A 12056-nucleotide genomic window follows, 5' to 3' on the forward strand; every position below is an offset into this window, starting at 1 on the left:
GGGTTTTGCCGACACGGCTGGCGCAGCGACGGGCTCAGGGTTTGGGGGCGAACTGCTCGAACACCTGCTGCCCGGTCAGGGTCGGGGTGTCGTTTTTCAGCTCGTAGAAGTCCGGTTTCTCGTCGATAAAGATCTGCCCGGTGAGCTCGAACGCCTGTTCCTGAAACAGCCCGGCACAGAGGATGTACTCGTCCGTCGGCAACAGATGGTAGAAAAGGTGGGTGCCGCAGGTGGGGCAGAAGCCGCGCTCCGCCCACTCGGACGAGCGGTAGGCCACAGGGCTGAGCCCCTTGAAACTGACCCCCTTGCCGCCATGCACCGCGAACATGGGCCCGCCGGACCAGCGCCGGCACATGGCGCAGTGACACAGGTTGACCTCCTTGTGATCGCCGCTTGAAACGGTGATCCCGCCACACAGACAATGACCTTCCATGATGCCTCCTTGAGTGCTGAGCGGCAGACGGGGCTAAGTGGATCTTGACTCCTTGCCGCACCAGATGAAGTAGCACGGGATCCGGGCGGCGGCAACTGACCATCCCGGGGCCACACCGCAGGGCCCACGACCCTGGCCTCCCCCCAAAAGGGGACATTCGCCGCCTTCATTCATGACATGAATGATTAAGCAGCCACCATGCACCGGATGAATAACACTCAGGGCCCCTCCTGCAGGGCGATGCGGTTGCCCTCGCAATCCCTGAGCTCGGCCACCCGGATGTGCTCGCTCACCCGGGTGATGGTATAGAGACACTCGCCTCCTGCCGTCAGCGCCCGGGCCATGGCCCGCTCTATGTCCGCGACCTTCAGATAGACCCGGGTACCGTCCTGGCTCGGCACATAGCTCTCCCCCTTTGCCAGGGCGCCGGAGCAGCCCGCCATGCCGTCAAGGAGCGGAAACAGCGCCATCTCGTTGCCATCTATCTGCGCCCGCTCGAGGGCTATCTCGAAGAGCGCTTCATAGAAGCGGATGGCCCGCGTCAGATCCTGCACCGGAATTTCAAAATGGATGGCGATATTCATGTGTCACTCCTCTGTGTGGGATGAGATCCCAAGCTCCCTCGAATAGATGAAGAGCGCAGGCAAGTGCCCGCCGGGCCCGTCAGAGGGCCCCTTGCGCCGGATCCCCATGAAAGAGGGGAAGAGAGGCCCATCACCCCCCTTCCCCATCATGACCGATGACACGCCCTCGCCGGGATCAGTTCACCGGCGCCCAGGGGTCTCCCTTGCCTGGCTCGTTGCCCTGGGTCCACCACTTCGCCTGATACACCACGCCCTTGTGGCTGACTTTATTGCCTGCGGTGTAGACCTTGCTGGCCACCCAGGCAGGCACATCTCCCACTGGCGGGTCGGTCGGATCAACGGGCGCGGGATCGAGCTTGGCCACCACCCGCACCTTGGGCCAGTTGGCGTGGGAGCCGTAGAAGTTGGTCACGCACTTCTCGTAATCCCCCGGCACCAGGGCCGAATAGGCGGTCTGGAATCCCACCAGCTCGCACTCGAACGAGTAGCCACCTGGCCTGTCGGCATAATATTTCCAGTTGCCGTCCCAGTTGGTGTAAAGCACGTCGGTGGCGCCGTTCAGGTTGAGGCTGCCATAGGGGGTCTGCTGCCAGCAGGTGTTCTTCTCGTCCGGGAGCAGCGGGATCCCGTAGTGGGCGGCCAGCCCTTCCCAGTAACGGATGCGGTTGACCGGCTGCCCCTTGTTCTTGTTCTGCTCGCCACACTCTATGCCACCGTTGATGACATTGATGGTGGTGCCAAAGCCATAGCCGATGCCCGCCGCGACCTCGCGCTGGGAGGGCTCCCAGGTTCTGTCGATGACATGCAACATGGCGGGTTTGGGGGCTTGCGGCGTCAGGAAGAACCAGATGGCGGAGGCGAGGTTGAGCCAGGAGTCGGCCACCAGGCCGGGGTTGTTCAGCAGCACAGAGGCGTTGCCGTCAAACATCGCCTCGGAGAAGGCGCCGTAGTTGAAGTGGTAGGAGAGCTGTTTAGCGCCACGGCCAAAGTAGCCCTGCCCCGTGCTGCAGGACCATTTCCTGTTCTGCCAGTCATTCTGGCCACAGCCGGTGGTATAGCCGAGCTGCCCCTCGGCCCAGCCCATCTCGCGCACATGCACCAGCGCCTGCTGCCACTCCTCGAGCCCCAGCGGGTTGTCGGACACATTGTCCTTGCCGATATGGCCGCCGGTCTCCTGGGCGAAGTGGGCGAAGGCGGTGACGATGGATTTCTTGCAGATGGCGTCCGCATTGCGCCCGTCCGTGTAGTCGCCGCAGAAGGCGGGGAACTTGCCGACCGCCCGCAGGAAGCGCTCATAGGTATATTCAGGCGCCGCCATCTGGGTCAAAAAATCCCAGTCCGACTCGGTAAAGACCCGCTCGGCCCGTTTGACGTTGTCCGGGTTGTCGGCTCGCCTCGGCACAATCGCCTCCACCAGGGTGTTGGGTCGGGTGGCCAATGCCTTTGACCAGATGCCGTACATGGGGTTGGCCGTCTTGGCCTTTTCAACGGCCGTTATATCGGAGGCGGCAATCACATAGCCACCGCTATTTTGTGGGTCGGGCTGAATATTCATGGCCGCATAAGTTGGCGAGGCGCAGAGCCCCGCAACCAGCCAGGCGGTGCGCTTGAGCATGAACATGGGTAACCATCCTTGTCTTGAAAATGTCAGGGCGAGCATAGGCATCCTGACAACTAAATTCACGACAAGAATTAAGAGTTTGGCGATTTTGTGAGCCATTTCACTCTGCACTCAGATGAAACCTCGCCACAGCCTCATGTTGGCCCCTGCTCGCTCGCTTTTTATGCAGCCTGAACGCGCACCGCCCGGATCAGCAGATTGCGAGGGGTCATGGGCTTGTCGCAAAACGCCCCCAGCTCTACCTCATAGCCCTGCTCCTCGAGGAAGAGGGCGCGATCCAGGGCGAGCCAGATCTCCAGCGGACGACGAAACAGATGGCGCACCAGCTCCATGCGGGCGACGTCCCCAAAGCGCCGCTCCCCCCTGGCGAGGAAATCGCCATGGTCTATCTCCCCAGGCAGCACCAACCCCTTGCGCTCGGCGGCCCAGTCACAGAAGGCCTCGAAACTGCCTGCCAGCAGGCTCTTTTGCAGATTGGGCACCGGCAGGTACTGATCCACCCCGCGCACCTCCCGTTGCAGGCAATCGAAGGCGAGACGCCAGATCACCTCCTGCTCGCGCAGGCGGGAGATGCGGGCACCGCCGGTCACCGTCTCCTGCAGCGGCAGCTTCAAGTCACTCTTGCCAAGGTGCAGGGCGCTGGCCTTGGCGGCCTGTGACAGGGGGCGGTAATGAGAGGTGCGGATCAGGTGATAGCAACAGGGGGACAGGGTCACGCCCCGGGCGCCGCGCTCGGCCACCTGCTCCAGCAGATGGGTATGCAGCTCGCCACAGGCATGGAGCGCCATGGCGTGATGGTGCGGGGCTATGAGCGCCCCCGACTCGGCAGCGAAGGCGTCGGCCTCCACAAACTGCATGCGGGCACCATCCCGCGCCGCGAGCTGCCGCCCCTCCTCGCAGAGCGTGCGCTGCAATTCGAGGCTCAGGATCTCGGCCCCCCTGTGCAGGGAGACCAGGCGCCCCAGGTGGCCCTTGCCGGCGCACCACTCCAGATAGGGGCCCTGATGGGCGGGCAGGCAACCGGTGAAGGCTTCTATCTGCGCCTGCTTGCGCCCCGGCATGTACATCGCCATGGCCCTGGCGCAGTGAATGGGCTCGGGGACAAAGGCGTCTAGCTCGCTCAGGGTATGAAGCTCGGCCCCTGCCGGGATCCAGGGGGCAAGCAGGGTGCAAAGCGCCTCCATGTCGCCGTCAAGCCGCGCTATCTCGTCAAGGCTGAGGCCATTCAGGCAGGCGGCAAGCTCGGGGGCCTCATCGGCGAAGGCCAGGCTCAGATGATGATAGGGCTGATATTGCCACCAGCGTCTCTCTTCGGTCAGCAAGCGATCCAGTTGTCGAAAACGGTGAGCCAGCACGGTGAGCTTGTCCTGCTATCCAAAAGGGAGGCTCATTCTAGCGATCTGCCATCAAAAAGCACTCGCCAGCGCGCCTGCCCCCACCCCTTGCTGGTAGCCTGACAAAAAGCAGGGATTTGTGCTATATTCCGCCCCCTCATTAGCGCGACTCGCCCACGCGGGTCGTTTTACCCATATGAACGGAACCAAAACATGACCATCAATGCCATCCTGCAAGCGCGTGCGGACGCCAAGTGTGAGCTGTGTGGAGCAGAACATGCGCTGACTGCCTTCCCTGTGCCACACTCCCCCGCCAGTGACGATGACCACAGCGTGGCGCTGTGCACTACCTGCCGTGGCCAGCTGGAGCAGCCGGACACCACAGAGGTCAACCACTGGCGCTGCCTGGGTGACAGCATGTGGAGCCAGGTGCCGGCGGTGCAAGTGATGGCATGGCGCCAGCTTAAGAACCTGTCCGCCCGGGGCGAGATCTGGGCCCAGGACATGCTGGACATGATGTACATGGAAGAAGAGACCAAGGCCTGGGCCGAAGCGGGCAGCGCCAGCGACGATGACGACAGCGTCCCCACCGTCGACTCCAACGGCGCCGTGCTGCAGGAGGGGGATTCCGTCACCCTGATCAAGGATCTGGAAGTCAAGGGCGGCGGTTTCACCGCCAAGCGTGGCACCCTGGTCAAGGGCATCCGCCTCACCAACAACCCGCTGCACATCGAAGGCAAGGTCAACGGCGTGCAGATAGTGCTGGTCGCGGCCTACCTGAAGAAGGCCTGATCCCCTCGCTTGTGGTTCGGATGATGCAAAAAGCGCCCCCGGGGGCGCTTTTTTGTTGCCGGCCACCGACAATGTCGGCGCGGCAGAAGTGGCGCCGCCGGGAAACTGGACTATCCTGCAAACCAGTCCCGATGAGCGAGCCCCCCTTCGCCGGATTTGCGTCAGGGGAGCATCCGCTCCCGGAACCGCGAAACACTGGCCCGGATGGAATTCATGTGGCACTCTGGGCTCTTGACATGGACAGATCCTGAACATCATGACCCCATGATGACCTCTTGACACAAGGAGCACTACCTATGGCCAAAGCCAGCAAGAAAGATATCAAGAAGAAAATCGCTGCCCGCAAGGATAAAATTGCCAAGCACGAAGGCAAGATCAAGAAGCTGAAGAAAGCCCTGAAATAAGGGCCGGCACCATAAAAAAACCGCCCACTTCACAAGGGCGGTTTTTTATTGTGCGATTTCCCTCTCAACACCAAGTGCCCATAACTGCCAGCGTCTGGCTGTGACCAGGACTTCTTGTTCCAACCAGGCTTTATTGGCTGTCAAATGAGCCAATGCCTCTGCCAGCACTGTGCCCCCCTGAACGGGTGCTATGTTGCCTCGCCAAGCAATTTTGCCTCGCTGCCGCTTTTGTTCTTTCGGCTGACGGAGTAAGTCGCGGGCATAGTGATGGACGTAATCCATGAGATTGTCGGGTAACCAGAGCGCCAGAGGACGACCCAGAGCCCCCGCCAGTTCGGTGGCAATGTCCAGGCCACGTTGATCCAGATCCCCAAAGTGTGCCCAGGGGAGGCTCTCTGGCAATAGGGGGAGCAGTTGCTTTGCCAGGGCGGTATTGCGGCCAGGGACATACAGCAGCAATTCGCCCTCTTGCAGCGGGTAGTCCACGAAGGCACCCTTGTTTTCCACCGTGACTAACTGCCGCCCTTGCCATTCCATGCCTTCCAACCCGACCAAGGCTCGTTCTGGCAATGCCAACTCCCCCAGAAGCATCATCACAGCGGTCATGTCGTGCCGTCTGCCCTCCACATCGACCAATATCAGCGGTGTCAAGGTACGTAATCGTATGACCTCATCACCAAATACCCTAAGCCCCAGCGCTGCAACCTGCTCCATGTGATTCTGTGACAATCTGATCTTGCAGTCTCGGTGCCAAAGGCCGCTCAGGGTTGCACCGTTAATGCGCCGAGGCAGTTGGCAACCCAACTCTGTCAGCACGGCATCACCCGACCAAACATTGTCGTCTGCTGCCTCTGCGAGCTTGTCCATCAAAAAAACACGACCCCGCTCGGTAAGCTGACGCCGCGCACCCAAACCGAGCGGTTGCACACCGCCAACGCGCATGAGCATGTCATCCAACTCTCGGCCTGCGGCGCTAGTCAGTAGCATCCCCTGCCCCTGTGACAACCCCAGCAGCTTTTCGCTCAATACACGAATATCCGCTCGCTCAAACAATCCCATCGACATCGTCCTCCTGCCTCAATTGACGTGGTATTGCGTATGATGCCGGTTCAGATCCACCGCGCCGCGCCTGACACCCGAATTGAACTGCCGGATTCCGCCGGGATCTCGGCATGCAACCGCGACGGCATGCCCATGTCTTCCCCCTGCACTATGTCGATGGCGCCGCCGTGGGGCCAGTGGAGGTCGCGCAAATAGCCGGCGAAGGCGGCGGTCGCGGCGCCGGTGGCCGAGTCCTCATAGACGCCGCCGTAGGCGAAGGCATTGCGGGTGTGGAATAACCGATCTCCGGCCACATGCACCAGCAGTATGGTCACCAGGCCCTCGCGGCGCATCAGCAGGCGCCCCTGCGCCTGCGAATAGTGCATGGCCGAGAGCGTTGCGCGATCCTTGAGCGCCAGCACCAGATGATCGGCGCCGCCGTGGATGATCGCCGGGGGTATGCGGGGATCCAGGCTGGCCGCGTCATAGCCAAACAGCGCCAGGGTTTCGCGCATCAGATCCGCCGGCGCAGGTTTGCTGCGGGTTGGCGGGGATTGCAGCGCCGCCTGCCATTGCCCCTGCTCATCCTGCCAGCCCGAGACCCGAATCTGGGTCTGGCTGAGACGCAAGGCATGGTCCCCTGCCCCGAAGCGGCGCGCCAGCGCCACCCCGAGGGCTATGGTGGCATGGCCGCAAAACGGCACCTCCGCCTCGGGAGAGAAGTAGCGCACCCGCCATTGGCGCACCTCTGCGCCTTGCCCTTCGCTGTGCAGCGGGGCGGCGAAGGCCGTCTCCGAGAATCCAACCTCGGCGGCGATCCGCTGCATCTCTTCCGCCGTCGGCAGTTGGGCCCCTACCCAGACACCGGCGGGATTGCCCCCGCGGGCTCCTGCGGAAAAGGCGGCGATCCGCACCAGCTCAGTGACCAGCTCCGTCATGACAACTCCTTGGCTTCTTGCTTCACGAAAAGTGGGGTTCATAGGCTCATCCTTGCGGCCCCTTCCGGGGGCGCCCATCAGGGGGTCAGCTTACCCATAAAATTAACGGCCGCACAGGTGCCGCTTGAGCGCCGCGGATCCGGGCACTGGCGACTAGAGTTGGGAAACCTGTCTGTATATGCGCCTGCAGTGGAGTGCCATATGTATTCATACACCCTCATCTTCAGGGAAGAGGTCGACAAGCTGACGGCCCCCGAACACGAGATCCTCTTGCAAAGCCCGGCCCAGGCCGGGGATTTCGTCATCCTCTCCGACGGCAGCCGCCACCAGGTGATGTTCGTCACCCATCGCGCCCACTACAGCAGCCTCTACCTCGACAAGGGGATAAGAGTGCCCCAAAGCTGAGTCCGCGGGCTCAGGGATCCCCTGGATGGCACCAATTTTTTCGCCCCCCTGTGCGAGTCCCGTTCCAGCTGCTAACGTGAAACAGGCCTGCCACCTCGCACCCAGGATATTGCCGCGAACCCAGGCTGTTGCTCATGGCAGTCAAGGCTGCGATGAACCGGCAAGACTCACATTTTGAGGGATGAATTATGTCCAGGAATGCTGCTCTGATCGTGACCCTGACCCTGCTTGGCATGGCCCCGGCTCACGCCATCAACGCAAAATATGCCCAGCAGCTGGAGCGCTCCGGCTGCACCCAGGTGACCGAGGCCCAGGGCTGCGATATTCACAAGACCAAGGCGGAGAACGCCAAGGCGGGATTCGGTGCTGCCGCCCCGGCCACCGACAGCGGTCTGAACATGAGCTATGAACAGAAGCTGGAGCGCTCCGGCTGCACCCAGGTGAGCGAGCTCAGTGGTTGCGACATCAACAAGACCAAGGCCGAGAACGCGGCCGCCGGGTTTGGTGATGCTCCGGCGGCCACCAGCGGCAGCCCCTACGCCGGAAACTGGGTCGCCACCTTCCCCGAAACGGGCGCCACCGTTGCCACCATCCGCATCGATGACAAGGATCAGGTGTGGGTCAACGACAAGAAGGTCAGTGCCAAGAAATCCGACGGGGCCCTGGTGTTCAAGGACGGCATGGTCATCTACACCATACAGGGGGATCGTCGCATCAAGGGGGAGGATGGCTGGGTCGATAACGATGCGGGCACAAAGGGGCCGATCGCCGCCAAATAAGCGACATGACGGAAATGCGAAGGGGAGCCTGGGCTCCCCTTCTTGTTTGATCTCTTGCCGGCGGCTTCACCAGACCCCGGTGAGCGACAACCCTGCGCTTCCTCTTGCTATTCACTTACCCCTTTTTCGGATAGTCGAGCACGGCCGTCACCGGCGTTTGCGACGCGGCGGCCGACCAGGAGGGAGAGTCAAAGGTGAAGCGGGCGACGGCGCAGGTCGGCATCCGGGTGATCCTGCCGCAAAAGCAGTGGGCAAGGTCGGTGAACTCGGGATCGTGACCAAAGAGCATGACGCATCTTAACTCGTCACCAAGCTCACCCATCACCTCCATCAGGGTCCTCACATCTGCGCCATAGAGCCGCTCGTCCGTGATTATCTCCTCTGGCCGGTAGCCGAGCACCTCGGCGATGATGTTCGCCGTCGACAAGGCCCGGCAGGCGGGGCTCGAGAGGATGAGATCAGGTCGCACCTTATCGTGCGCCAGCCGTCTGCCCATCAGGGGCGCGTCGCGCAGGCCCCGCTCGGCGAGCGGCCGCGCCCTGTCAGGCAGCCCCTGCTCTTCCCAGCTCGACTTGCCGTGACGCACCAGGATCAGGGTTCTCTTCATGACGCCTCCCTCTTGGCCAAGACTGGCGTCCCCTCAGGGGGCGCGCCCTTTTCCGGCATGGATGGGTAGCAGCACCATGACCACCATGGTCAGCAGCACGCCCCCGACACCCCAGCCTACCTGCTCCCAGTGTACTGCCTCCCCGGTCAGCATGCCGGTCAGCAGCACCAGCACGGGGATAAGGTAGGTGTAGGCCGACACCTGCTCGGGTTGCAGCGCCACGCTCCCTTGCTGGAACAAAAAGAAGCTGAGCGCCGTGGCAAAGAGGGCCAGGTAGCCGAGCCCCAGCGCCACCGGGACGGATACCAGGATCCAGTCGGTCGCGATCAGACGGGGCACCGCCACCAGGGTGAGCAGCAGGGTAGCGCAGATCAGGGTCCAGCAGGTCAGGTGGAGAAAGGACTCACCCCTGTAGTAGCGCTTGATAAGTATGGGGTTGAGGGCCATGGCCACACAGCCGAGCAGGTAGATACGATTGCCGGGGCTGAGGCTGAGGTTAGCCACCTGCCCCAGATCGCCGCGAAAGATGATGAGCGCCGCGGCCACCATGCCCCCCAGCAGGGCCAGCAACATTCCCCAGCCGATGGCCCGCCGAAAGATCAGCATGCCGGCCAAGGCGCTGATCAGCGGCACTGTGGTGTAGAAGGCGCTGGCATCGAGGGCGCTGGTCTCCTGCAGGGCCACGAACATGGCAACGAAATAACAGAGGGCCGGCAGCGAGATCAGGGTGTAGCGCCCCAGATCCCGCAGTGAAGGCAGCGCGAAACGCCCCAGGTATCCCTGCACACCAACGAAGATGAGGGAGGCCAGCAGGTAGCGCACCCAGGTGACCACCAGGGGATCCAGCACCGCCGTCAGGGCGCTGCCGATGGGAAAGGAGAGGCTGATGAGCAGGGTGAACAGCAGCACCTTGCCGTGGGCCTGCGCAAGAGAAACAGGGGGGTGAGACATGCAATGCACCTGTACCAAGGGGCGCCCGCAGGCGCCGCAAGAAAGAGATCAGTAACCGCTGTCGGCAGCAGGCGCTATCTTGCGCTCGCCAAGCGTCACCAGCAACTGGCCTAGCAGGCTGGACGCGCCGAAGCGAAAGCGTTCCGCCACCAGCCACTCTTCGCCAAAGTGCGCGGCCGCCATGGCGAGATACTCTGCCGCCTCCCGGGCGCTTTTCACCCCGCCCGCCGCCTTGAAACCTACCCGCTCCTGCGCGCCGCACTCGGCGATGGCTGCCAGCATGGTGCGACACGCCTCTGGGGTGGCATTGACCGCCACCTTGCCGGTGGAGGTCTTGATGAAGTCGGCCCCCTCCTCGATGGCGAGCAGGGAGGCGGCGCGGATAAGCGCTGGGGTCTTCAGCTCGCCGGATTCGATGATCACCTTGAGCACCCGCGCTCCGCACAGGGCCTTGCAGCCGCGCACCAGCGCCCGGGCTTCGGCCTCATCCCCCGCCATCAGTGCACGCCAGGGGAGCACCAGATCGATCTCGTCGGCGCCATCCATAAGGGCGGCGCGGGTCTCGGCAAGCACGACATCTAGCTCATCGTCCCCATGGGGGAAGTTGACCACTGTCGCCACCTTGATATGCGGGGTACCCTGAGCCGCCAGAGTGAGCTTGGCCAGCCCCACGAAACGCGGGTAGATGCAGACGGCGGCCGTGTTGCCAAAGGGGGTCTGCGCCTGCTGGCAGAGCGCTATGATGCGCGCATCGTCGTCCTCCTCGTTGAGGCTGGTGAGATCCATCAGTTGGATTGCCCGGGTCGCGGCCAAGAGAGAATCGATAGGGGTGATATGGGTCATAAAAGGATCCTGATAGGGGATGAAGAAGGGGCGCCGCAGCGCCCCGGGACAAGCGATGAGACGCTCAGACCAGGGAGAAGAAGACCCCGGCAATGGCGGCGCTCATCAGGTTGGAACAGGTGGCGGCCAGCACTGTGCGCAGGCCGTGGCGGGCGATGAAGTCGGTGCGGGACGGGCACAGGGTGCCAAGGCCCCCGATCAGTATCCCCATGGAGGCCAGGTTGGCGAAGCCGCACAGGGCGAAGCTGATGATCACCTTGGACTTCTCCTCCAGCACCTGCAGACCGGCTGCCGTCACAGTGCTTGCGTCCTTCAGGTAGGGGGCCAGATCGCTGTAGGCCACGAACTCGTTCACCACCAGCTTCTTGCCGATCATGGCGCCGGCGATGCCGATGTCCGCCACCGGCACCCCGAGCAGGAAGGCGAGCGGCGAGAAGATCCAGCCCAGGATGATCTCAAGCGAAAGCGACATGCCCACCATGTCCCCCACCCCGCCGAGCAAGGTGTTGACCAGGGTCACCAGGCCTATCATGGCGATCAGCATGGCGCCGATGGCTGCCGCCAGCTTGAGGCCGCTGGCGGCCCCCTCGCCTGCCGCCGCCAGCACGTTCTCCGGCTTCTTGCCGTCAAACTGGATGCTGTGGTCGAAGGCGTAGTCGGGCTGGTGGGTCTCGGGGATGATCAGCTTGGCAAACAGGATCCCGCCCGGCGCCGCCATGAAGGAGGCCGCCAGCAGGTACTGCATGTCCACCCCCATCATGGCGTAGCCCGCCAGCACAGTGCCGGAAACCGAGGCCATGCCGCCGCACATGACGGCGAAGAACTCGGAGTCGCTCATCTTCGGCATATAGGGCTTGACCACCAGCGGCGCCTCGCTCTGGCCGACGAAGACGTTGGCCACTGCCGACATGGACTCCGTCTGGGAGGTGCCGAGCAGGCGGGCCATGGCGCCGCCGATGAAGCGGATCACCAGCTGCATGATGCCGAGGTAGTAGAGCACGGCGATGAGTGCCGAGAAGAAGACCACCAGGGGCAGCACGTTCAGGGCAAAGACGAAGCCGATGCCATCCACCGAGAAGTTGACCAGGTTGCCGAACAGGAAGTGGATCCCCGCCTTGCCGCTCGCCAGCACGGCATCGACCCCGTGGGCCATGCCCTCCAGCGCCCGGCGCCCCAGCGGCACATAGAGCACCAAGGCACCTATGGCCACTTGCAAGGCAAGGGCCAGTCCCACTGTACGCAGGCGTATGGCCCTGCGGTTGGTCGAGGCGAGCACGGCGATGAGGATCAGCGCTGCCATACCGAGAAATCCTGCTACAAACAT

The 12056-nt window shown here is 62.9% G+C and carries 13 protein-coding genes; 3 read left to right on the forward strand and 10 right to left on the reverse strand.

The features are described 5' to 3' along the window. Positions 1 to 34: 34 nt before the first annotated feature. From OC537_RS06640 to OC537_RS06655, 4 genes are all read right to left on the reverse strand, one after another. Entirely contained in the window at positions 35 to 433 is a 399-nt protein-coding gene (locus OC537_RS06640) for a GFA family protein (protein ID WP_025327064.1), read from the reverse strand. Between the two features lie 218 nt (positions 434 to 651). Continuing rightward, the gene (locus OC537_RS06645; RefSeq protein WP_262110485.1) at positions 652 to 1017 is read right to left on the reverse strand and encodes a VOC family protein; all 366 of its coding nucleotides are present in this window, start codon (positions 1015 to 1017) and stop codon (positions 652 to 654) included. 175 nt (positions 1018 to 1192) lie between these two features. After that, a complete protein-coding gene (locus tag OC537_RS06650; protein ID WP_262110487.1) occupies positions 1193 to 2638 on the reverse strand; it encodes a chitinase in 1446 nt (481 codons plus the stop codon). A gap of 161 nt (positions 2639 to 2799) precedes the next feature. Further along, on the reverse strand, positions 2800 to 3993 hold the full coding sequence (locus tag OC537_RS06655) for an SAM-dependent methyltransferase (RefSeq protein ID WP_262110489.1): 1194 nt from the start codon (positions 3991 to 3993) through the stop codon (positions 2800 to 2802). 192 nt (positions 3994 to 4185) lie between these two features. On the opposite strand from OC537_RS06655, the gene OC537_RS06660 reads away from it, so the two are divergent. Beyond that, positions 4186 to 4764, forward strand: a complete 579-nt coding sequence (locus OC537_RS06660) for a PhnA domain-containing protein (protein ID WP_025327068.1) — start codon at positions 4186 to 4188, stop codon at positions 4762 to 4764. A gap of 449 nt (positions 4765 to 5213) precedes the next feature. Here the strand turns inward: OC537_RS06660 and OC537_RS06665 are convergent, their stop codons facing one another. Both OC537_RS06665 and OC537_RS06670 read right to left on the reverse strand, forming a co-directional pair. After that, positions 5214 to 6227: a Wadjet anti-phage system protein JetD domain-containing protein gene (locus OC537_RS06665; RefSeq protein WP_262110568.1), complete on the reverse strand. Its 1014-nt coding sequence runs from the start codon at positions 6225 to 6227 to the stop codon at positions 5214 to 5216. Positions 6228 to 6277: 50 nt separating this feature from the next. Further along, positions 6278 to 7147 carry a PhzF family phenazine biosynthesis protein gene (locus OC537_RS06670; RefSeq protein WP_262110493.1) on the reverse strand — a complete coding sequence of 290 codons (870 nt, stop codon included), beginning with the start codon at positions 7145 to 7147 and terminating at the stop codon, positions 6278 to 6280. A gap of 201 nt (positions 7148 to 7348) precedes the next feature. Here OC537_RS06670 and OC537_RS06675 point away from each other — a divergent pair, with 201 nt between their 5' ends. Continuing rightward, positions 7349 to 7552: a hypothetical protein gene (locus OC537_RS06675; protein ID WP_106886705.1), complete on the forward strand. Its 204-nt coding sequence runs from the start codon at positions 7349 to 7351 to the stop codon at positions 7550 to 7552. A 188-nt stretch (positions 7553 to 7740) separates the two neighbouring features. Further along, the gene (locus OC537_RS06680; RefSeq protein WP_262110496.1) at positions 7741 to 8331 is read left to right on the forward strand and encodes a hypothetical protein; all 591 of its coding nucleotides are present in this window, start codon (positions 7741 to 7743) and stop codon (positions 8329 to 8331) included. Positions 8332 to 8446: 115 nt separating this feature from the next. Here the strand turns inward: OC537_RS06680 and OC537_RS06685 are convergent, their stop codons facing one another. From OC537_RS06685 to OC537_RS06700, 4 genes are all read right to left on the reverse strand, one after another. Then, a complete protein-coding gene (locus tag OC537_RS06685; RefSeq protein WP_262110498.1) occupies positions 8447 to 8938 on the reverse strand; it encodes a SixA phosphatase family protein in 492 nt (163 codons plus the stop codon). A 33-nt stretch (positions 8939 to 8971) separates the two neighbouring features. Next, positions 8972 to 9889: a DMT family transporter gene (locus OC537_RS06690; protein WP_262110502.1), complete on the reverse strand. Its 918-nt coding sequence runs from the start codon at positions 9887 to 9889 to the stop codon at positions 8972 to 8974. 48 nt (positions 9890 to 9937) lie between these two features. Further along, positions 9938 to 10732, reverse strand: a complete 795-nt coding sequence (gene deoC, locus OC537_RS06695) for a deoxyribose-phosphate aldolase (protein WP_262110504.1) — start codon at positions 10730 to 10732, stop codon at positions 9938 to 9940. Positions 10733 to 10796: 64 nt separating this feature from the next. Continuing rightward, the gene (locus OC537_RS06700; RefSeq protein ID WP_262110506.1) at positions 10797 to 12056 is read right to left on the reverse strand and encodes a NupC/NupG family nucleoside CNT transporter; all 1260 of its coding nucleotides are present in this window, start codon (positions 12054 to 12056) and stop codon (positions 10797 to 10799) included.

The organism is Aeromonas sp. Marseille-Q5825 (assembly GCF_946892685.1).
GTDB lineage: Bacteria > Pseudomonadota > Gammaproteobacteria > Enterobacterales > Aeromonadaceae > Aeromonas > Aeromonas rivipollensis.

What these genes read in the sequence shown, in the direction of transcription:
- OC537_RS06640 (WP_025327064.1), bottom strand. Translation starts at nt 433, where the DNA reads ATGGAAGGTCATTGTCTGTGTGGCGGGATCACCGTTTCAAGCGGCGAT.
- OC537_RS06645 (WP_262110485.1), bottom strand. Translation starts at nt 1,017, where the DNA reads ATGAATATCGCCATCCATTTTGAAATTCCGGTGCAGGATCTGACGCGG.
- OC537_RS06650 (WP_262110487.1), bottom strand. Translation starts at nt 2,638, where the DNA reads ATGTTCATGCTCAAGCGCACCGCCTGGCTGGTTGCGGGGCTCTGCGCC.
- OC537_RS06660 (WP_025327068.1), top strand. Translation starts at nt 4,186, where the DNA reads ATGACCATCAATGCCATCCTGCAAGCGCGTGCGGACGCCAAGTGTGAG.
- OC537_RS06665 (WP_262110568.1), bottom strand. Translation starts at nt 6,227, where the DNA reads ATGGGATTGTTTGAGCGAGCGGATATTCGTGTATTGAGCGAAAAGCTG.
- OC537_RS06670 (WP_262110493.1), bottom strand. Translation starts at nt 7,147, where the DNA reads ATGACGGAGCTGGTCACTGAGCTGGTGCGGATCGCCGCCTTTTCCGCA.
- OC537_RS06675 (WP_106886705.1), top strand. Translation starts at nt 7,349, where the DNA reads ATGTATTCATACACCCTCATCTTCAGGGAAGAGGTCGACAAGCTGACG.
- OC537_RS06680 (WP_262110496.1), top strand. Translation starts at nt 7,741, where the DNA reads ATGTCCAGGAATGCTGCTCTGATCGTGACCCTGACCCTGCTTGGCATG.
- OC537_RS06685 (WP_262110498.1), bottom strand. Translation starts at nt 8,938, where the DNA reads ATGAAGAGAACCCTGATCCTGGTGCGTCACGGCAAGTCGAGCTGGGAA.
- OC537_RS06690 (WP_262110502.1), bottom strand. Translation starts at nt 9,889, where the DNA reads ATGTCTCACCCCCCTGTTTCTCTTGCGCAGGCCCACGGCAAGGTGCTG.
- deoC (WP_262110504.1), bottom strand. Translation starts at nt 10,732, where the DNA reads ATGACCCATATCACCCCTATCGATTCTCTCTTGGCCGCGACCCGGGCA.
- OC537_RS06700 (WP_262110506.1), bottom strand. Translation starts at nt 12,056, where the DNA reads ATGTTTGTAGCAGGATTTCTCGGTATGGCAGCGCTGATCCTCATCGCC.